General features: G+C 69.6%; 20 protein-coding genes and 1 pseudogene. 9 read left to right on the forward strand and 12 right to left on the reverse strand.

Annotated elements, in window-relative coordinates:
- Positions 1-65: 65 nt before the first annotated feature.
- Positions 66-1,862 (reverse strand): glutamate--tRNA ligase, encoded by a 1,797-nt coding sequence (locus P0Y41_RS03145; protein ID WP_284062535.1) that lies wholly within the window; start codon positions 1,860-1,862, stop codon positions 66-68.
- Between the two features lie 371 nt (positions 1,863-2,233).
- Here P0Y41_RS03145 and P0Y41_RS03150 point away from each other — a divergent pair, with 371 nt between their 5' ends.
- A complete protein-coding gene (locus P0Y41_RS03150; protein ID WP_284062536.1) occupies positions 2,234-2,680 on the forward strand; it encodes a MaoC family dehydratase in 447 nt (148 codons plus the stop codon).
- Between the two features lie 16 nt (positions 2,681-2,696).
- Here P0Y41_RS03150 and P0Y41_RS03155 read toward each other — a convergent pair whose 3' ends face one another.
- Together P0Y41_RS03155 and P0Y41_RS03160 are read right to left on the reverse strand one after the other, a co-directional pair.
- Positions 2,697-3,572 (reverse strand): RNA methyltransferase, encoded by an 876-nt coding sequence (locus tag P0Y41_RS03155; protein ID WP_284062537.1) that lies wholly within the window; start codon positions 3,570-3,572, stop codon positions 2,697-2,699.
- Entirely contained in the window at positions 3,569-4,195 is a 627-nt protein-coding gene (locus tag P0Y41_RS03160; protein WP_284062538.1) for a DUF8114 family protein, read from the reverse strand. Before P0Y41_RS03160 ends, P0Y41_RS03155 begins: the two co-directional genes overlap by 4 nt.
- A 151-nt stretch (positions 4,196-4,346) precedes the next feature.
- Between P0Y41_RS03160 and P0Y41_RS03165 the strand changes: the two genes are divergently transcribed.
- The 3 genes and pseudogenes from P0Y41_RS03165 to P0Y41_RS03175 all read left to right on the forward strand — a co-directional run bounded on the left by P0Y41_RS03165 (position 4,347) and on the right by P0Y41_RS03175 (position 7,842).
- A complete protein-coding gene (locus P0Y41_RS03165; protein ID WP_284062539.1) occupies positions 4,347-5,492 on the forward strand; it encodes a dihydropteroate synthase in 1,146 nt (381 codons plus the stop codon).
- Between the two features lie 128 nt (positions 5,493-5,620).
- Positions 5,621-6,294, forward strand: a pseudogene (locus tag P0Y41_RS03170) (6-hydroxymethylpterin diphosphokinase MptE-like protein).
- Between the two features lie 72 nt (positions 6,295-6,366).
- The gene (locus P0Y41_RS03175; protein WP_284062540.1) at positions 6,367-7,842 is read left to right on the forward strand and encodes a cryptochrome/photolyase family protein; all 1,476 of its coding nucleotides are present in this window, start codon (positions 6,367-6,369) and stop codon (positions 7,840-7,842) included.
- Positions 7,843-7,860: 18 nt separating this feature from the next.
- On the opposite strand, the gene P0Y41_RS03180 is transcribed toward P0Y41_RS03175, so the two are convergent.
- Positions 7,861-8,001 (reverse strand): hypothetical protein, encoded by a 141-nt coding sequence (locus tag P0Y41_RS03180; protein WP_284062541.1) that lies wholly within the window; start codon positions 7,999-8,001, stop codon positions 7,861-7,863.
- Positions 8,002-8,146: 145 nt separating this feature from the next.
- Here P0Y41_RS03180 and P0Y41_RS03185 point away from each other — a divergent pair, with 145 nt between their 5' ends.
- Positions 8,147-8,770, forward strand: a complete 624-nt coding sequence (locus tag P0Y41_RS03185; protein ID WP_284062542.1) for a DJ-1/PfpI family protein — start codon at positions 8,147-8,149, stop codon at positions 8,768-8,770.
- 60 nt (positions 8,771-8,830) lie between these two features.
- Here the strand turns inward: P0Y41_RS03185 and P0Y41_RS03190 are convergent, their stop codons facing one another.
- Positions 8,831-9,817 (reverse strand): bile acid:sodium symporter family protein, encoded by a 987-nt coding sequence (locus P0Y41_RS03190; RefSeq protein ID WP_284063329.1) that lies wholly within the window; start codon positions 9,815-9,817, stop codon positions 8,831-8,833.
- Positions 9,818-10,056: 239 nt separating this feature from the next.
- On the opposite strand from P0Y41_RS03190, the gene sod reads away from it, so the two are divergent.
- Positions 10,057-10,656, forward strand: a complete 600-nt coding sequence (gene sod / locus P0Y41_RS03195) for a superoxide dismutase [Mn] (RefSeq protein WP_284062543.1) — start codon at positions 10,057-10,059, stop codon at positions 10,654-10,656.
- A 264-nt stretch (positions 10,657-10,920) separates the two neighbouring features.
- On the opposite strand, the gene cdd is transcribed toward sod, so the two are convergent.
- Positions 10,921-11,352: a cytidine deaminase gene (gene cdd, locus P0Y41_RS03200; RefSeq protein ID WP_284062544.1), complete on the reverse strand. Its 432-nt coding sequence runs from the start codon at positions 11,350-11,352 to the stop codon at positions 10,921-10,923.
- A 109-nt stretch (positions 11,353-11,461) separates the two neighbouring features.
- Between cdd and P0Y41_RS03205 the strand changes: the two genes are divergently transcribed.
- Together P0Y41_RS03205 and P0Y41_RS03210 are read left to right on the forward strand one after the other, a co-directional pair.
- Positions 11,462-11,857, forward strand: coding sequence for a DUF7520 family protein (locus P0Y41_RS03205; protein ID WP_284062545.1), 396 nt, complete (start codon positions 11,462-11,464; stop codon positions 11,855-11,857).
- Positions 11,858-11,920: 63 nt separating this feature from the next.
- Complete coding sequence (locus P0Y41_RS03210) at positions 11,921-12,181, forward strand: DUF8142 family protein (RefSeq protein ID WP_284062546.1); 261 nt, start codon at positions 11,921-11,923, stop codon at positions 12,179-12,181.
- A 50-nt stretch (positions 12,182-12,231) separates the two neighbouring features.
- Here the strand turns inward: P0Y41_RS03210 and P0Y41_RS03215 are convergent, their stop codons facing one another.
- From P0Y41_RS03215 to P0Y41_RS03225, 3 genes are all read right to left on the reverse strand, one after another.
- Positions 12,232-12,819, reverse strand: coding sequence for a GNAT family N-acetyltransferase (locus P0Y41_RS03215; protein ID WP_284062547.1), 588 nt, complete (start codon positions 12,817-12,819; stop codon positions 12,232-12,234).
- 69 nt (positions 12,820-12,888) lie between these two features.
- Positions 12,889-13,686 carry an SDR family NAD(P)-dependent oxidoreductase gene (locus tag P0Y41_RS03220; RefSeq protein ID WP_284062548.1) on the reverse strand — a complete coding sequence of 266 codons (798 nt, stop codon included), beginning with the start codon at positions 13,684-13,686 and terminating at the stop codon, positions 12,889-12,891.
- Positions 13,687-13,848: 162 nt separating this feature from the next.
- A complete protein-coding gene (locus tag P0Y41_RS03225) occupies positions 13,849-15,234 on the reverse strand; it encodes a short-chain fatty acid transporter (RefSeq protein ID WP_284062549.1) in 1,386 nt (461 codons plus the stop codon).
- Positions 15,235-15,366: 132 nt separating this feature from the next.
- Between P0Y41_RS03225 and P0Y41_RS03230 the strand changes: the two genes are divergently transcribed.
- The gene (locus tag P0Y41_RS03230) at positions 15,367-17,379 is read left to right on the forward strand and encodes an AMP-binding protein (RefSeq protein ID WP_284062550.1); all 2,013 of its coding nucleotides are present in this window, start codon (positions 15,367-15,369) and stop codon (positions 17,377-17,379) included.
- Here P0Y41_RS03230 and P0Y41_RS03235 read toward each other — a convergent pair.
- The 3 genes from P0Y41_RS03235 to P0Y41_RS03245 form a co-directional block, all read right to left on the reverse strand.
- Positions 17,376-18,131, reverse strand: coding sequence for an acetate--CoA ligase family protein (locus tag P0Y41_RS03235; protein ID WP_284062551.1), 756 nt, complete (start codon positions 18,129-18,131; stop codon positions 17,376-17,378). The genes P0Y41_RS03230 and P0Y41_RS03235 overlap by 4 nt on opposite strands.
- A gap of 69 nt (positions 18,132-18,200) precedes the next feature.
- A complete protein-coding gene (purM, locus tag P0Y41_RS03240) occupies positions 18,201-19,229 on the reverse strand; it encodes a phosphoribosylformylglycinamidine cyclo-ligase (protein WP_284062552.1) in 1,029 nt (342 codons plus the stop codon).
- Positions 19,230-19,418: 189 nt separating this feature from the next.
- The gene (locus tag P0Y41_RS03245) at positions 19,419-20,009 is read right to left on the reverse strand and encodes a zinc metalloprotease (RefSeq protein WP_284063330.1); all 591 of its coding nucleotides are present in this window, start codon (positions 20,007-20,009) and stop codon (positions 19,419-19,421) included.
- Between the last annotated feature and the right edge of the window lie 16 nt (positions 20,010-20,025).

A 20,025-nucleotide genomic window follows, 5' to 3' on the forward strand; every position in this document is an offset into this window, starting at 1 on the left:
GATTCGAACGTGGCGGAGTCGGAGACGCGAGGCGAGCGAAGGAGGACGGGAACCGAAGGCGCCCGCTACGGGTGCGCGTAGAAGGCGAGGTACTCGTCGGGCGCGGCCTTCTCGGCGTCGTCGCCGGGGGCGGCGTCGAACCGGGCGAAGCCGACGCGCTCGAACTGCACCAAGTCGTCCTCGTCGTAGCCCGCGTAGCCGGGCTCGGCGTAGCCGACCACGTCGCCGTCCATCGTCCGGACTCGGACGCGGACGTGCTCGTCGTCGCCGGCGCCGACCCAGTGAACGACCGGGACGCCCTCCTCGCGCACGAGGGCGATGTCGGTGCCGACCCACGCCAGCTCGTCGCCGTCGCGCCGGAGGCAGCCGTACCCCTTGAGCCAAACGCGCTCGCCGGCGGCGGGCACGTCGTCCGCCTCCAGGAGGACGGCCTCGCTGGCGGGCACCTCGCGGTCGCCGCGGTCCTCGTGGTTCGGGTGAAGCGGCGGTGTCCCGACGCCGGGCACGTCGCCCGCGAGGGCGAACTCCTCGATGGGGCCCGAGGGGAGGCGGTCGCGTCCGTCGGCGTCCGACTCGGCGGCGTCGCGGACGAGGAACCGACGGTCGGTGTCGTCGTCGATCCGATCGCGGTTGTTCGCGTAGATGCTCGACATCGCCAGATCGACGTTGCTCGTGGATACCCCCAGATCGACCATCGCGTCGACGACGGCCGCTCCGCGGATCCCTCGGCGCTTGACAGAGGCGAGCGTCGGCGCCCGCGGGTCGTCCCACCCGGTCAACTCGCCTGAGTCGACCTTCTCCTTGATCGTCGAGGTGGACATGGGCACGTCGTAGGCGTCGATCTGGACGTGGCCCCAGTGGACGACCTCGGGGTACTCCCAGCCGAAGTAGTCGTAGACGAAGCGCTGGCGCTTGGCGGAGTCCTGCAGGTCGATACCGCGGATGATGTGGGTGACGCCAGTGAGGTTGTCGTCGATACCCGACTGGAAGTCGAGCATCGGCCACGCGCGGTAGTCGGCCGCCTCCTCGCGCGGGTGGGGCGTGTCGACCATGCGGAAGGCGACGAAGTCGCGCAGCGCGGGGTTCTTGTGTTCGATGTCGGTCTTCACCCGCAGGACCATCTCGCCGTCCGAGTAGTCGCCGTCGACCATCGCCTCGAACTCCTCGCGAACGGTCTCGACGGCCTTGTCGCGGTGGTCGCACGGCTCGGCGTCGGCCTTCAGGCTCCGGAAGTGCTCGGCGGGACACGAACAGGTGTAGGCGCCGCCCTTCTCGATGAGTTCGCGGGCGTGGTCGTAGTAGGTTTCGACGCGGTCGCTCGCCTTCAGCACCTCGTCGGGCTCGAAGCCGAGGTAGCCGATGGCGTCGAGGATCTCGTCGTAGGCGTCGAGGTCCGGTCGCTTGGTCTCGGGGTCGGTGTCGTCGAACCGACACAGCATCCAGCCGTCGTAGATCTCCTTGTACGTCCCGATGACTGCGGGCATCCGCGCGGATCCGAGGTGCCACGGGCCGTTCGGGTTCGGCGCGAGGCGCATCCGGATCTCGTCGTACTCGTCGGCGTTCGGCAGGTCGGGGAGCACCTGGTCGTCCTCCTCATCCTCGGCCTCTAACTCCTCGACGAGGTCGGGCGCGAGACCGAGCAGTCGCTCGCGACGCTCGTCGTCGCTCATGTCCGAGACCTCCGCGACGACGGGCGCGACGACGCCGGGGATCGCATCGCCGTGGGGTCGGAAGTCGGGGTTCTCGCCCATCAGCGGGCCCATGATGGCGCCCACCTCCGGGTCGGAGCCGTGCTTCAACGCGTTGTAGAGCGCGTGCGTCTCCGCCTCCGCTCGCACGCGCTCTTTGAGATCGTCGTCCATTACGGCGGTGTTCGCTCCACGTGCCCAAAACCGGTCCGGATCGCGCCCGGATCATGACCGGATCTCGGCCCGTCGACCGACTCCCGGCCGTGCCGATCGAGTCGCACCCCCGAGCCGATGGCTCCGGGGCGATGAAACGACGGTCGCACGTCGGAGCCACCCCACCGCGGGTCCGTTTCCGACGGCGCGACCGAACGGCGTACGAGTGGTACGCCGGGGTAGGGGCGTTTGCACGCATACCGGTCACGGATATAGGCGCGTCGACCGTTCACGTCGTTTCACGCCCCCGGCGACCCGCGTCCGAGCGGTAGTCTGGGCGTATCGCCGTCGCCTACACCGGGTTTCATGTGCTCCCGAGTGGATCGCCGGCCATGCCAGTCTACTACGAAGACGTCGAGGTCGGCGCGGTCGAGACCCACGGCTCCTACGAGGTGACCCGGGAGGAAGTCCTGTCGTTCGCCGAGCGCTACGACCCGCAGTGGTTTCACACCGATCCCGATCGCGCGGCCGAACAGTCGCCGTACGGTGGTCTGATCGCCTCCGGATGGCACACCGCCGCGATGACGATGCGCCTGCTCGTCGAGAGCCAACTGAGCGACGCCGCGACGGTCGGCGCGAAGGGCGTCGACGAACTCCGCTGGCTGGTTCCGGTGCGACCGGGTGATACCCTCCGGATCGAAAACGAGGTGCTCGAAAAGAACGCGGACCAGCCCGAACGGGGCGTTGTCCGGGCGCGAACGCGGACGTACAACCAGGAAGACGAATCCGTCTTCTCGATGATCGGGAACGTGATGTACCTCCGTCGGGACGGCGAGTAGGCCCCTCGTACCGTCCTCAGCGGACGCGTCGTTCGTCGTCGTCGACCCGCTCGCGGTCGCTGTGGTCGGTGTGGCCCAACAGGTCGGTGGCACGACGGAACACGCCCGTCAGCGTCGTCATCTCCTTGCTCGTCGGGTGCGCGCGCCCGACCAGCCGGCGGATCAGGCGCTCGCTGCGCTCGCGCTTGTGGTCGCGCGACTCCGCCCGACCGAGGAACGCGCCGAACTGCTCGTAGAATCGCTCGATCTCCGACTCGTCGGCCCGCTCGTGCTCCACCTCTGGGAGTTGATACTCGTCGAGGAACAGCGAACGGAGTTCGTACAGCGTCACCGTCGCCGCCTGCCCGAGGTTCATTACCGGGTACTCGGGGTTCGCTGGGATGGAGATCAGCTCGTCCAGCTGCGCCAACTCCTCGTTGTTCAAGCCCGTTCCCTCGCGTCCGAACACGAGTGCGGTGTCCGTGTCGACGCTCGCGAGCGACTCGCGCAGTTCTGCGGGCGTTTTGAACGGAAACCGGACGTGCCGACGCGCGTCCTCGCCGGTGATCGCGGTGGTGCCGACCGTGTGGTAGTTCTCGACGATCTCGTCGAGCGTCACGGTGTCGGCGTTGGGGAGCACGTCCTCGCGGGCGTGGCCGGCGAAGCCGTACGCCTCGCCGTCGGGGTCGATCTCCGGCGGGTCGACCAGCTTCAGGTCCGTGAGCCCGAAGTTCTTCATCGCCCGCGCGATCGTGCCGACGTTCCCCGGCGTCTCCGGTTCGATCACGACGACGACGAACTCGCGGTCGACGCCGTCATCTCCGGTCGTGCTCCCGCCGTCGCTCGCATTCGGCTCGCCCGTCACGTTCCCGTCACCGTGGGTGACCCCGTCGCTGTCGCCGTCGTCGCTCATGTCGGGTACTCGCGGTCGAGGTCGAGATCGTCGACGGAGAGATCGTCGTCGGCTTCGTCACCGTCGTCTGCGTTCGCTTCGGCCTCGCCAGCTGCGTCCGCGTCCGGCGCTTCGTCGCCGGCTGCGTCGCTCTCTTCGTCGAAGTCCGGGCGCTCGTCGACGAGCAGGTCGTCGTCCTCGTACAGCGTCTCGGGGTCGCGCAGGTCGGGGAGGTCCTCTGGCGCCTCCTCGACGTGCTCCATGCCGCCGTAGCCGTCCGGGGCGCGACCGCCGTCGTCGAACCACTCGTGGAAGGCGTCGCGGAACGTCTCCTCGCCGGCGATGCTGGCGCCGCCGCGCTCGCGGAACCAGAACAGGAAGTCAGCCTCGTGCTCGTCACACAGCAGCACCTCGTCGAGCGGCTCCCCGTAGATGATGCTCGCGGGGCGACACTGCTGTTTGTCCGCCTCCCCGTGGATCAAGTAACAGGCGTCGCAGGGCTTGTTCATCACGACTTGAAGCCGCACGAGCCGGTGACGGGGCTCCTTCGGGATCTCCTCCAGCGGCCGCCAGCCGCCGGCGTCGGTGAAGATCTCGTCCTCGTCGAAGCGCCAGCCGCGCAGGCCGATGCTCACCTTACCCATTTGCCTCCGCTTGCCGCGCGCCGGGGATAAGCGGCGCGCTCTCGGGTGCCCGCGAGTTCAAGCGCCGCCGATCGAGGCGACCACCGGCCGGAGCGGTGACCTATCGGCCGCGATCACAACACCGAAGCGCGACCCGCCCTTGGAACGGTCCATGCGAACTGTCGACGCCGCGGGCCTCCAGATCGGCGACGATCACCCGCCGCGGATCATGGGCGTGCTGAACGTGTCGAAGGAGTCGCCGTACGATCCCAGCGTGTACGACGACCCCGGCGACGCAGCGGCGTACGTCGACGAGGAACTGATCGGCGAGGGCGCCGACATCGTCGACGTGGGGCTCGAGTCCGCGAACAAGCGGTTCGAGGTGCTCTCGGCCGAGGAGGAACTGGAGCGCCTCGACACCGCGATCGAGACGATGGAGAGCGTCTCCGGCGACGCGGTCTTCTCCATCGAGACGCGCTATCACGAGGTCGCCGACGCGGCGCTGTCTCGCGGGTTCGACATGGTGAACGACATCTGCGGGTTCGCCGACCCGGAGCTGCCCCGCGTCTGTGAGGAGTACGACGCCGCGGTCGCGAAGATGGCGTCGCCGCCGGACCTGGAGCGGCCGGGCGCCGTCGAGGACGTGGACGACATCTACGAGGCGCTCTCGCTCAACGGGTTCACCGACAAGACCATCGTCGATCCGGCGTTCGGCGGCTGGTCCGAGGACAAGACCCTGGCGGACGACCGCGAGACGTTCCACCGCCTCCGGGAGTTCCGCGGCTACGGCCGGCCGCTGCTCGTGTCGATCAACCGGAAGAACTTCCTCCGGAGCGTCGCCGGCCGCGACACCGAGGGGGCGCTCCCCGTCTCGCTGGCGGCGACCTCGATGGCCGTCGAGCGCGGCGCTCACATCGTCCGCACGCACGACGTGGCCGAGACCCGCGACGCCGCCCTCATCGGGAAGGAGTTCGCCCGCAACCGCGCGACGCGAGGCGGCGAGATCTCCGTCGAGGAGCTGGACGTTGCGACGACGGGGGACGCCCGCCGACACGTCGAGCGATTCGGCGGCGACCCGGCCGTCGCCGCCGACGCCGTCGCCCGCGTGTACGAGTTCGACGGGCTCGACCCCGAAGCGATCGGCGCGCTGCGCGCCGCGGCCGCCGATGCGTCGGCGGTACTTGTCGCCGACGCGACCGGTTCGTCGGCCCTGTTGATCGGGACCGTCGCCGAAACAGCGGCGGCCGCAGCGGCCGCGAACGGGGCTACGGAGGCGTTGGACGCCGCGCTGTCGTGCGTCACACGTCCGACAGAGTAAGAAAACTTATACCCGATCGCTCGATAGCAGACGATGGAAGCCGGAAGGGCACCGCGGGTAGGGGTACTCTGGTGCGCTTTCGGCCCGATCCCGTATTACTGCGAGCGGTCATACCGCTAGTCACCGCCATGGAGTTCACCGACTGGGAGCCGATCTACGAGGCGATCCTCGCCGACTTCGGGTTCGACCGCGCCGCCGACGAGGCGGTCAGAGACCGCGCCGCCGCCCACGCCGAGCCGTTCGACCTCGACCGGGTGGACTGTGGAGGCGCGACCGTCGCCGTCGCCGGCGCGGGACCGTCGCTGAGGGCGACGCCGACCTCGCTCGCGACGCCGACCGGGTGTTCGCGGCCTCGACCGCCACGGACCGCCTCGCCGCCGAGGGCGTCGCGGTCGACGCGATGGTGACGGATCTGGACAAGAACCCCGAAACCGGGGCCGAACGGACCGAACGCGGCGAGGTAGTCGTGGCCCACGCCCACGGCGACAACGGCGACTTGGTCGACGAGTGGCTCCCGCGCCACGACGCCGCCCACACGCTCGTCACGACGCAGGCGGCCCCGGTCGACGCCGTCGCCAACTTCGGCGGCTTCACCGACGGCGACCGGGCGGCGTTTCTCGCCGACCGCTGCGGCGCCGAGGGACTCATCTTCCCCGGTTGGGACTTTGACGACCCCGACGTGGGCGGGATGAAGGCCCGCAAGCTCGACTGGGCCGAGCGCCTGCTGCACCTGCTGGAACGTCGCCGCGGCGAGCGCTTCGCGGTCCTCGACGGCCGGCGCGACTGGATCGACTCGGTGTGACCGTGGGCGCCGTGATCCCGACACGGTTCGCCCGCCACTAACGTTACTACCGTCGCGCCCGTGTCCGGGTTCATGCGCTTGTTCTGGCACCGGCGCGACCTGCGCGTCGCCGACAACCGCGGCCTCGCCGCCGCGGTCGAGGCGACCGACGACGACAGGGCGGTCGTCCCGGTGTTCGTCTTTGACGACGACGTACTGGCCCACGGCGCTCCTCCCCGGATCCGGTTCATGCTCGACGCACTCGCTGAACTACGAGCCGACTACCGCGAACGCGGCTCGGATCTGGTCGTCGCACGCGGCGACCCGGCCGAGGTGCTCCCGGACTTGGCCGACGAGTTCGACGCCGACGCCGTCGTCTGGAACGAGGACTACTCCGGGCTCGCCCGTAAGCGCGACGCCCGCGTCCGGATGGCGCTGGACGACGCCGGCGTCGCCCGCGAGACCCGCCACGACGCGGTGCACCACGAACCGGGGACGATCACGACGAACCAGGGCGACCCCTACGCGGTGTTCACGTACTTCTGGAAGAAGTGGCGCGACCGCGAGAAGGCCGACCCGTTCGACGCGCCCGCGGGCGGCGATCTCGTCGCCGCCGACGCCGTCGCCGGCGAGTCTCTACCGAGCATCGCGGATCTCGGCTTCGAGGAGCCGGCGGCCGACGTGCAGGCCGCCGGCACCGAGGCCGCCCGCGAGCGCCTCGCCGCGTTCTGCGAGGACGCCGTCTACCGCTACGATGCGGCCCGCGACTACCCGGCGAAGGAGGCCACCTCCCGGCTCTCGACGGACCTCAAGTGGGGCACGATCGGCGTTCGGGAGGTGTACGCCGCCACCGAAGAGGCGATGGCCGAGGCGGAGGCGATGGACGACGGCGGCGACGAGGACGACGGCCCGGTCGCGTCCGTCGAGGAGTTCCGGTCGCAACTCGCGTGGCGGGAGTTCTATACGCAGGTGCTGTGGGCGAATCCCGAGGTGGCCACTGAGAACTACAAGGACTACGAGCGCGATATCGAGTGGCGGTCGGACGAGGCGGCGATGGAACACTTGGCGGCGTGGACGGAGGGGAAGACGGGGTACCCCATCGTCGACGCGGGGATGCGCCAACTGCGCGAGGAGGCGTACATGCACAACCGCGTGCGGATGATCGTCGCGTCGTTCCTCACGAAGGACCTGCTGCTCGATTGGCGCCACGGCTACGAGCATTTCAAGCAGCACCTCGCGGATCACGACACCGCCAACGACAACGGCGGCTGGCAGTGGGCCGCCTCGACCGGCACCGACGCCCAGCCGTACTTCCGCATCTTCAATCCCATGACGCAGGGCGAGCGCTACGACCCCGACGCCAAGTACATCTCGGAGTACATCCCTGAACTCGCGAGCGTTTCTCCCGACAACGTCCACTCGTGGCACGAGCTATCGGTGGGGCGCCGTCGCCAGCTCGCTCCGAAGTACCCGGATCCGATCGTCGACCACTCGGAGATGCGCGAGCGGGCGCTGTCGATGTTCAAGCGCGCTCGCGGCGAGGAGGAAGAGGAAGCGAGCGCTGACTGACCCGGCGGCCTCGTCCGGTCACACGCCGATCTCGCTCACGCCGAGGATCGCGCCGCAGGCGCCGCACTCCCACACCGTCGCGTCGCCGGTGAAACGGGCGTCCGTCTCGCTTTCGACGACCTCGCGGATCTCCGTGTCGCAGTGGGGACAGTGACCCATACGCCCGCCGAGCCGCCGTCAACACATGAACCTGTCCGCCTCGGGGCCGCGCCGGTTGCCCGACCGTCGGCGATCCTCGCGTCGAGGCGCTTCGCGTCGGTTCGGCTCGCGGTACGACTATGACGCCGGAGGGCCTCCATGGGGTATGAACATCGACGTACTGCTGTACGAGGGGTTCGACGAACTGGACGCGGTCGGTCCGTTCGAGGTGTTCCGCAACGCCGAGGCCGCCGGCGCCGACTTCCGCACGCGCCTCGTCGGCCTCGACGACGCCGGCCTCGTCACCGCGAGCCATGGGATGCGCGTCGAGGCAGAGAGCGTCCTCGCCGATCCCGGCGATCTCGACTTGCTCGTCGTCCCCGGCGGCGGCTGGAACGACCGGAGCGAGGCGGGCGCGTGGGCCGAGTACGAGCGCGGTGCGGTTTCGGAGGCGGTCGCGGCTCACCACGACGCCGGGGCGACGGTCGCATCTGTTTGTACCGGCGGGATGCTGCTCTCGAAAGCGGGCGTCTTCGACGGCCGTCCCGCGGTCACGCACGCCTCCGCGCTCGACGACCTCCGCGACACCGACGCCGACGTGCGCGAGGAACGCGTCGTCGACGACGGCGACGTGCTCTCGGCGGGCGGGGTCACCTCGGGCATCGACTTGGCGCTCCACATCGTCGAGCGCGAGGCCGGTGCCGAGGTCGCGGAGTCGGTCGCGACGACGATGGAGTACACCCGCCAGCACGACGCGTACGAGCCCGGCGCGATAGCTGGAGCGGAGTGAGATCAGAACCGGGACTCGGAACCGGACCGAACGGGTGAAGGGCAGTCCGGTCGCTGGGGCTCAGTCGTCAGTCGGTGCCGCCGCGACCCCCGTCGATCTCTCGCTCTCGTCGTCACGCCAGCTGAAGAAGCTCGCGAGCGCGGGGCCCGAGACGTTGTGCCAGACGCTGAACAGCGCGGGGATCAGCGCCGCCGCCGGCGAGAACAGCGAGGTCGCCAGCGCGACTGCCAGCCCGCTGTTCTGGAGTCCGACCTCGAACGCGCACGTCCGCCGACGGTCCTCCGGCATCCGCGCCGCGAGGCCGACGCCGTAGCCGGCGCCGAGGCCGATCCCGTTGTGCACGACGACCGCGAGCAGCACCAGCGCGCCCGCGGTCAGGATGTTGTCGACGTTCGCGCCGACGACGCCGGCGACGATCGCGACGATGGCGACCACGCTGACCAGCGGGAACACGTCGACGCCCGCCTCCGCCGCTTCGGGCGCTCGCCGGTCGAGCACGTACCGGATCGCGAACCCGAGAACGACGGGGACGATGACGATCTGGACGATGCTCCCGAACATCTGCGCGAACGTCACGTCGACCGTCTCGCCGAGCGCGAACAGCGTCCACGCGGGCATCACGATCGGCGCGGCGAGGGTCGTGAGCGTCGTGACGGCCACCGACAGCGCCACGTCGCCGCGGCCGAGGTACGTCATCACGTTCGAGGCGGTACCGCCGGGCGCGGCGCCGACGAGGATCAGTCCGATCCCGATCGCGTCCGGGAGGTCGAACAGGAGATACAGGCCGTACGCCGCCAGCGGCATCACGAGCCACTGCGTGGCCGCCGCGATCCCCACGTCGACGGGACGCTCGACGAGCCGCTCGAAGTCCTCGGGTTGGAGCGTCAGCCCCATCCCGAGCATGATCAGGCCGAGCAGCGGCGTGACGTAGTCGAGCACCGGAATAAACGGGTCCGGGCGGACGAGCGCCGCACCTGCGGCCGCGACAACCCACACGACGAAGTATTTGCTGGCGATCCGACCCACCGCACCGAGCTGGTCGATCATGGACACGACGTGAGCGACGTCCCCTCGCCCGTGAAAACGTGTCGCAAGATACAAATCTCGCAGACCGACTGTGCTCTCGAACCCGCCGTGAACCGCACCCTCACACAACCGGCCTCCGTATGACGCCGATCGCCAGCAAGCGGAGGGGTACAAGCGAACGTATGTTGTGAAGTGCTAGCAGTCACCTTCTCAATCTTTAACAGCTATCCCGCCGATATACCTCGTAGAGGGATACAATCATGAGCTACGAACTCGATCCGTTGCCGTACGACTACGACGCGCTGGAGCCGCACATTTCCGAGCAGGTGTTGACGTGGCATCACGACACCCATCACCAGGGCTACGTCAACGGCTGGAACTCGGCTGAGGAGACGCTCGAACAGAACCGCGAGGCCGGCGAGTTTGGTTCCTCGGCGGGCGCGATCCGGAACGTGACGCACAACTCTTCGGGGCACATTCTGCACGACCTGTTCTGGCAGAACATGAGCCCCGAGGGCGGCGACGAGCCGTCGGGCGCGCTCGCTGACCGGATCGCCGAGGACTTCGGCTCCTACGAGGCGTGGAAGGGCGAGTTCGAGGCCGCCGCCGGCAACGCGTCGGGCTGGGCGCTGCTCGTCTACGACACGTTCTCGAACCAACTGCGCAACGTGGTGGTGGACAAACACGACCAGGGCGCAATCTGGGGCGGCCACCCGATCCTCGCGCTGGACGTGTGGGAGCACTCCTACTACTACGACTACGGCCCCGCCCGCGGCGACTTCGTCTCCGCGTTCTTCGAAGTCGTCGACTGGACCGAACCCAGCGCCCGCTACGAACAGGCCCGCGAACTCTTCGAGTAACGCTTCGTCGGCCGGTTCGAGTCCCACCCGCACGGCGCCGTCACCGGTGCCGCACCGTCGCGCCCGCCGTCGGCGACGACACGGCCGTGGGCACGGCTCGTCGCCGGCGGGGGCTCCGGGGCAGCAGTCACCTGTTTTTCGCGAGCGCAGTTCGATCGATACCGTCGACCCGGACGCGTCTGTCCGACCTGATCACGTGAACTGCCACAGGCTCGCCGAGCGTCCTGCGATCCGTCGCGAACGACGACACTGTAAGCCGGTGAGCTATCGTTGCTGGCGGCGCTCCGCGGCGTCAGTGAGCGTCTCGAGGCTGATCGTGTCCGGCAGCAGCTCCCCGAGGGTGTAGGTCGTGACGCCGTCGCCCTCGTCGCAGACGACCTCCATGTCGCCGTCGCAGAACTCGGCGAGCGTCTGGCGGCACATCCCGCAGGGAGTGACGCCGTCAGCGGCGTCGGAGGCGACGGCGAGGCGGTCGAACTCGGTGTGGCCGTGTTTCACCGCCTCCGCGATCGCGACCTCCTCGGCGTGCAGGGAGTTGGAGTAGTTGGCGTTCTCGATGTTGCAGCCCATGTAGACCGTGCCGTCGGCGGTTCGAAGCGCCGCTCCGACCGGGTACTCCGAGTAGGGGACGTACGCGTCTGCGAAGGCCTCGCGGGCGGCCGCGACCAGCGGGTCGTCGGCGGGGTCGGCTGTCATACACGGAGCGACCGCCCGCTCACACTTAACCGTGTGTCGTCGAAGTGGCTCCCGCCGAGGCCCGGGTGCCACCCGACAGCGCCTTGACGCTGCCGACCGAAACGCGACCGTGAGCGATCGAGGGGCCACCGACGGCGTCGACGACAGCGGCGGCGATCGGCCGACGGGCGACCCGTCCGCCGACGACGGACACTCGCCCCGTGACAGCGGGGGAGCGACCGACGATGGGGGACTGATCGAGGGGGAACCGAGCGCCGTCGAAGCGTCCGGTCGCCCGTACCTGATCGGCGCGGCCGCGGTCGTGACGCTGTTCGCGGCCGCCGCGGGGTACGTCGTCGCCGCGAACAACGCCGTCGGCTCCGTGACGGTGTTCGGCGCCGTCACCGTCCCGGGAACGCCGACGGCCGTCGCCGCGTACGGCGCGGTGCTCTCGCTCGCGGTGCTTGGCGTGCTGTTCGGCCTCGTGACGGTCGCCGCTCGGTTCGACGACGACGCGGTGAACTGACCGACAGGCGGGTCCGACGACGGCGAGCGGGGCGCTTTTGTGGGCGCGGACCCGACAGCGAGTATGGCCACGACCGCGGGCGAATCGGTCGACACGCCCGAGGCGGACGGTGACGAGCCGACGAGCGAGTCGTCCGGTCGCAACAGGCGCCGAGCCGTGCTCGCGGTGCTGCCGTTTCTCGGGATCGGGCTCGCTGACGTGGTGTTGCTGCTCATCTGGGGGATCGACCCGCTGTGGGGGTTCATGATCCTGCCGCCGATCCTGTTTTGCTCGGTACTCGCCTACATCGTGTTTTCCACTGACTTCCTCGAAAACCGGACCTGACTCCGTCGTGGCAACAGCGCGCCGTCGCGGGCGAGCGCTCGGACCCCGGCTTATCCCCCGGTGTCGTACTTGTAGGTCGCCTCGTCGGGGTCGATGCCGAAGTCTTCGGCGGTCTCGTGTACCTCTGGCTCGGCCGCGCCGCCGTCGGCCGAGGCGGCCTTGAACCGCTCGCGGAAGTGCTCGGGCATCGTGAACTCCTCGCGGTCGAGCCGCAGCGGCGTCGCCGCGTCGCCCTCGTCGATGCGGACCTGATCCAGCCTGTCGGCGAGCGGGTCGGGAACCGCATCGTCATCCAGTTGCTCGAACCCGAACTGCTCGAGGTACGTCGCCGTCGGCGTGAAGCAGTACACCGCCTCAAACTCCTGGTCGCCGGCCTCCTCCACCAGACGTTCGACGACGTGCGCGCCGACGCCCTGCCCGCGCCACGACTCCAGCACGCCGATCCCGGTCAACTCGACGAAGTCGCCGTCGTCGGTCTTGTGAACCCGCAGGCGACCGAACCCCGCGCGCGTATTCGACCCCTCCTCGACCGCGATGACGTAGTCGCGCGACCGGAACGATCGCTCGTCGAGACCCATCTCCTCGATGTGATCGAGCAGCCACGCCTCGTCACGGTTCTTGGCGTCGCGGACGTACATACGGAACGCTACGCGGTCCGGTGTGTTACCGTTTGTGGAGGGGCCGACGGCGGTGGCGGGGTGACGGCGTCACCGCGCCGTCCACCCCCCGTCGACCGCGAGACACGTGCCCGTCACGTAGCTGGCGGCGTCGCTCGCGAGGAACACGACCGGTCCCGCGACCTCCTCGGGCTCGGCGAAGCGATCGAGGGGCGTCCGGCTGCGGATCGACGCCATCAGCTGCTCGTTCCCCTCGATGTCGGCCGTCAGGTCGGTCAGAACGTACCCGGGGGCGACGGCGTTCACGCGCACCTCGGGCGCCCAGTCGAGCGCCATCGACTTCGTCACCCCGACGAGGCCGTGCTTGGAGGCGACGTACGGGTGTTGCCGGGGGAGTCCGACGAGCCCGCCGACGGAGGCGACGTTGATCAGGCTCCCGCCGTCGCTCGCGCGCAGCGACTCGGCCGCGGCGCGGGCACACCGGAACGCTCCCCGGAGGTTCACGTCGAGGACGAACCCCTCGCCGTCTTCTGTCGTCGCCTCCGGCGGGCCAAGCGCGCCGTCGGGGTTCACGCCGGCGTTGTTGACGACGATGTCCGGCCCGCCGAGGTCAGCCGCGACCGTCGCGAACAGGTCAGTCACGTCGGCCGTGTCGGTCACGTCGGCCGGGCACGCAAGCGAGTCGACGCCGCGGGATTCGACGGCAGCGACGGCGTCCTCGACGGCCGCGGCGGTCCGACTCGTGGGAACCACGTCGGCGCCGGCAGTCGCCAGCCCCAGCGAGATGGCCCGTCCGATGCCACGGGTCCCGCCGGTGACGACGGCGACGCGGTCGGAGAGGTCGAAGGCGGTCGCGGGGTCGAACGCGCCGGCGGTGTCGTCTGTCATACGCTTGGGTCTCGCCGGCGCCACTTCGCTCTTGCCGCGGAGGCGGTGACGGAGCGGGCGGGCGGTCAGCGAGCGCCCGCGTGAGCGTCAGCCCGAGGCGGGGCTCACGCGGCGACGGCGAGGAAAAAAACGGATCCGAGCGTCGAGCGCGGTCGGGTCGCTTCAGTACGGAACGAAGGTGAGCGCGAGCGCCAGGAACGGGATGAGCAGCAGCAGCATCGCCATCCCGTAGCCGAAGATGTCGCGAGCACGCATTCCGGTGATGCCCAGCAGCGGCAGCGCCCAGAACGGCTGGAACAGGTTCGTGTGCGCGTCGCCGACGGCGTACGCGACGGTGGCCTTGCCGACCGGAACGCCCAACTCCTGGGCGGCCGCAACGACCGTCGGGCCGACGACCGTCCATTCGCCGCCGCCGGAGGGGACGAAGAGGTTGATGATGCCCGCGGTGACCCACGCGATCGCCGGGAACGTCGTCGGCGTCGCGACGCTCACGAGCGCGTCCGCGAGCGTCTCGGTGAGTCCGGAGCCGTTCATCATCCCGATGATCCCCGCGTAGAACGGGAACTGGAGGATGATGCCGCCGGTCGCGGTGACGGCGTCGTAGAACTGCTCTTGGTACGCGCGCGGGCGAGTGAACAGCAGCAGGCCGACGAACATGAACGCGAAGTTGACGACGTTCAGATTCAGCGCGTTCAGGCCCTGGTTCGCGAACGTCCACACGGAGAAGGCGACGCCGGCGAAGGCGATCAGCCCGCCCACGAGACGGCTCTGATCGATGGCGTCGGCGGGAGTGTCGATGTCCGGCCCCGAGGTGTCAACCGAGTCCTCCAGTTTGGCCTCGTCGACGTACTCGTCGATCCCCTCGGCGTTTTCGGGGTCGGGTGCGAGCAGGTACAGCACCAGTGACGCGTAGACGATGGCGAGCACCGTCAGCGTGAGCGAGTACGACGAGAAGATAGTCTGAGAGATCGGGACGAGGCCGTCGAGCACGCCCTGCTGGATGAACACGTTATCCGGCGTGTTGATGAGCAGCGGCGCAGAGCCCGCCAGCCCCCAGTGCCACGTCAGCCCGAGGCCCATGTAGCCCGCGATGCACAGCAGCGGGTAGTGAACGTCGATGCCGCGCTGGTACGCCTGCCGGCCGACCTCGCGCGCGAGGACGGCGCCGACGATGAGGCCCATCCCCCACTGGATCCACGAGGCGACCATCGCGACGACGCCGACGAGCACGACCGCGCCGGCGCCGGAGTTCGTGGTCCCGGCGAGGCGGCCGATGAGGTCCTGCACGCGCGGGTGATACGCGATCGCGTACCCGGTCACGAGGATGAGGACCATCTGCATCCCGAAGGTGAGCAGCGCCCAGAAGCCGCCGTACCAGTGGCCGACCATCGCGGCCGGCCCCTCGCCCTCGAGGAGGACGCCGCCGAGGAAGACGACGTAACTCAACAGGATCGCGAACAGGAACGGGCTCGGCATCCACCGCTCCACCGTTCCCGCCAGCCTGCGTCCGAATCGCTGTACGACCGTGCCACCGCCACGTGTTGACATACAGCGGGAGAGGCGCAGCGGCTCGGATAAAGCCCCGTCAGACGAAGGCCGGACGCGTCGGCGACGCGGGGCCACGAGCGGACGCCGGGCACCGGCAAACATACCTACCCCACGGGAGAACCGTCCGACGACATGGCCCCGACGGAGGTCGACACGGACGAGATCGTCCACGAGCCCGGCGAGGCGTTCGCCGAGGCGACGAACGTCCGCGCGTTCATGCGCGAGCACGGCATCGACGACTACGAGGAGCTGATCGAGCGCACCACCACCGAGCTCGACGGGGAACCCGACTCGGGCGTCGATTGGTTCTGGGACGAGCTGGTCGACTACCTCGACATCGACTTCTACGAGGAGTACGACGCGGTGCGCGACGACACCGACGGGCCCCAGTTCTCCGACTGGTACCCGGGCGGCGAGATCAACGTCGCGCACAACGTCCTCGATCGCCACGCAGCCGGCGACGCCCGCGACGACGTGGCGTGCGTCTGGGAGGGGGAACCCGGCGACGTGCGCGAGGTCACCTTCGGGGACCTCCACGAACAGAGTAACCGCGTCGCGAACTACTTGGAGTCGAAGGGCGTCGACACCGGCGACACGGTCGGCCTCTACATGCCGATGGTCCCCGAGGTGATGAGCATCCTCTACGGCTGCTTCAAGGTGGGTGCGATCGCCGTACCGATATTCTCGGGCTTCGGCGTCGACGCGACCGCGACCCGGATCGACGACTCCGAGTGTTCGGTGCTGTTCACCGGCGACGGCTTCTACCGCCGCGGCAGCGAGATCACGCTGAAAGACGCCGCAGACGAGGCGATCGACGAGGTCGGCCACGTCGATGACGTGGTCGTGTTCGACCGTCTCGGCGGTAGCGACCCGGACGCCGCTGTCGAGGTCCCGTGGGACGACGACCGCGATTCGTGGTGGGCCGACTCCGTCGCCGAAGCGTCACCAGTGTACGAGACGAAATCGCTACCCTCGGATCAGGAGTCGATGCTGCTGTACTCCTCGGGGACGACGGGGACGCCCAAGGGGATCGTCCACACTCACGCCGGCGTCCAGCTGCAGTGCGCCAAGGAAATCCACTTCGGCTTCGACCAGAAGCCCGACGACGTGTTCTGGTGGGTCTCCGACATCGGCTGGATGATGGGGCCGTGGACGCTCATCGGGAACCACAGCTTCGGCGGCACGGTCCTGATGTACGAGGGCGCGCCCGACCACCCGGGCCCGGACCGCTTCTGGGAGACGATCGACCGCCACGACGTGACGCAGTTCGGCATCTCGCCGACGGCGATCCGCGCGCTGCGCAAGCACGGCGACGAGCACGTCGAGGGACACGACCTCTCCAGCCTGCGGATCCTCGGGTCGACCGGCGAGCCGTGGGACCCCGAGAGCTGGCTGTGGTTCTACGAGCACGTCGGGAACGGCGAGATCCCGATCGTCAACATCTCCGGCGGCACGGAGATCTGCGGCTGCTTCCTCATGCCGATGCCCGATCAGCCGCTCAAGCCGTGCACGCTCGGCGGTCCCGGACTGGGGATGGACATCGACATCGTCGACGAGGCGGGCGAGTCGATCGCCGACTCCAACGAGCGGGGCTACCTCGTCGCGCGCGACTCCTGTCCTTCGATGACCAAGAGCCTCTGGTCGGGCGACGAGCGCTATCTAGCGGAGTACTGGTCGACGTTCACGGAGCCGCCGCTGTGGAACCACGGCGACTGGGCGCAAAAGGACGAGGACGGCTTCTGGTTCCTTCACGGCCGCGCCGACGACACGCTCAACGTCGCCGGTCGGAAGGTCGGCCCCGCCGAGATCGAGGGCGTTCTCATCGACCACGACGCCGTCAATCAGGCGGTCGCCGTCGGCGTCGACGACGACACCACCGGTACCGCCGTCGTCGCGTACGTGGTGCTCGAACCGGGCGCCGATCCGGGCGACGACCTGCGCGAGGAGCTTCGCGCGCTCGTCGGCGAGGAGCACGGGAAGCCGTTCCGCCCCCGCGAGATCCTCTTCGTCCAGGAGTTCCCCAAGACGCAGTCGGGGAAGATCATCCGCCGGGCCGTCTCGGCCGTCTACGAGGGCGAGGATCCCGGCGACCTCTCGTCGATGGAGAACCCCGAGGCGCTGGAGGCGATTCGGGAGGCGAGCTAGAGCGGTACGTCGGCGACGTTCAGCACACGGGTTTCGGGGACCGGTCCGTCACCCGCGACGACCGCCGCGGTCGCCTCCAGCGGCGCGTCTTCCGCCGGAAGCGCGATCGTACCGCCGGCGAGAAGCGGTGCGAGCACCCCGGCAGCGACCGTTCTTGCGTCGCTCAGTGGCGCGCGCACCGCGACGCGCGAGTCGGCGTCGATCCCGACCGCGTCTTCGGCGTCGCGGGCGGCCGCGAGCAGGTCGGCGTGCGAGTACGCGCGGGGGTCGTCGCCGACCTGCTGGCGACCGCGAAGGACGGCGTCGCCCGGGTCGTGGAACGTCGGCGGGAACGCGGGGTTCTCGCTCCACACCTCCTCTTCCCAGTGCGTGGTGTCCGGCCGGTCGGGGTCGCCGCCGAAGGCGACGAGCTTCGAGCCGCCCGGGAGGTCGAACGCGCCCTCGCGCTCGACGGGGACGACCACGGCGCGGGCGTCGCACTCGCGGCCCGGATCCGCGTCGAACTCGGATACTGCGCCCAGGAGCGCGGCCCCGAGGAAGGTGAAGATCGGCTGCGGATGCGGGTCGGGGTCGACGACGACGCGGTCGCCCTCGCGGACGCCGACGTGGCTGAGCACGTTCCCGGCCTTGTAGGCGGTGTTACACAGGTCGAAGTAGCTGTACGTCCGGTCCAGTTCCGCGGCGTACAGCGCCGGGCGATCGCTCCGGCGCTCGCGCGCGAGGAGGTCGCCGACGAGCGAGAAGTCGGACATACCGGGCTTTGGACCGGGGCGACCAAGAGGGGTCCGGCACGCTCCGCTGGGCACCGGGAGGGCCGTGGGTTACAGTTCCAGCCCGCGGATCGCGACGCCCTCGCCCTCGGCGACGGTTCCGATCACCGTCCCGTCGGTCCCGCTCGCCAGCGATTCGGCGCGGTCGGGGTCGACGGCGGCGACGAAGCCCGTCCCCATGTTGAACGTGCGGTGCATCTCCTCGTCGGTGACGTTGCCCTGTTCTTGCACGAACTCGAAGACGGGCTGGACGGGCCACGGGTCGGTGACCTCGTAGCGGTTCTCCCCCAACCGATCCAGGTTGGTCCAGCCGCCGCCGGTGACGTGGGCGGCGCCGCGGACGCCGTGCTCGCGCATCGGGCCCAGCAGGTCCGCGTAGATGCGCGTCGGCTCCAGCAGCGCCTCGCCGACGGTTTCGTAGCCGTCGAATGGGCACGGGTCGGTGTACTCGTGCTCGCGCGTCGCGGCCTCGCGCGCCAGCGTCAGCCCGTTGGAGTGGATGCCCGACGACGCCCAGCCGACGAGCGCGTCGCCCGGCTCGGCGTGGCCGTCGAAGACGGCGTCCTTCGCGACGAGGCCGGCGCAGGTGCCCGCCAGGTCGAGGCCCTTGATCACCTCGGGCATCACCGCAGTCTCGCCGCCGACGAGCGCGACGCCGGCGCGCTCGGCCCCCTCGCGCAGGCCGGCGCCGACCTGCTCGGAGAACGTCTCGTCAGGTTCGTCGACGGCGAGGTAGTCGACGAACGCGACCGGGTCGACGCCGGCGGCGACGAGGTCGTTGGCGTTCATCGCGATGCAGTCGATGCCGACCGTCGAGTAGTCCTCCAGCGCCTCGGCGACGATGAGCTTCGTGCCGACGCCGTCGGTCGCGAGCGCGAGGTAGCGGTCGCCGATGTCGAGCAGGCCGGCGTAGTCGCTCCCCTCGGCACCGGCGTCGCCGACGGCCGACACCAGCGCGGCGGTCGCGGCCTCGCTGGCGTCGATGTCGACGCCGGCGTCCGCGTAGGTGAGTTCCTTGTCGGTGTCCTCGGGCCCGTCGTCCGCGTCCGCGCCGTCTCCGCGCGCGGCGTCGTCTGGCATGTGTGAGAGGGGTTCGGGCGGGAGCAAAAGCGCACCGACAGCGCGGCCGACCGAGCGGAGGCCGCGACGTATCGGCGGCGAGGTCCGCGGGTCGAGCCGCCCACGGGCACAGCGAGGCACGAACGAAGCGAGTGCCTCGTCGCGAATGGCGAACGCAGCGAGTCGCACCGATCGGTCGGTATCGCCCCGTCAGAACAGCACGAACAGCGCGAACCCGATCGCGAGCGCCGCGCTCGGGAGGAACGCCGCGAGCCACACCGGCGTCGACCACGCCCGGACGGTCGCGCCGTCGAGCGGGCCGAACGGAATGAGGTTGAACGCCGCGAGCAGGAGGTTCACCGCGACGCCGTAGGTCCCGACCGTCAGCGCGAGTTGCGAGAACCCCGCGAACCCGATCGCCAGCAACGGCGCGAACACGGCCGCGAGCACGAGGTTCACGGCCGGCCCGGCAAGCGCGATGAGCCCGTTCTCGCGCTTCGAGATCCGGCCGACGTGGTGGACCGCTCCGGGCGCGGCGAACAGGAAGCCCGCGGTCGCGGCGACGACCGCGAGAAACAGCATACCGTAGTCGGCCCGGAACGCCGCCCGCTGGCCGTACCGAACGGCGACGACCTTGTGCCCGAGTTCGTGGAGGAGGAACGCGACCCCGGCGGTGACGAGGCTCACGACGAACAGCCCGGCGAGCGAGCCGACCGCGCCCGCCGCAAGCGAGTTCATCACAACCGCACCGCCGCCGGCGAAGAACACCGCGAACGCGACAGACAGCGCGAGCCACGCCAGTCCGAGGTCGCGAAGC

It is taken from the genome of Halobaculum halobium (assembly GCF_030127145.1).
Taxonomy (GTDB): Archaea; Halobacteriota; Halobacteria; order Halobacteriales; family Haloferacaceae; genus Halobaculum; species Halobaculum halobium.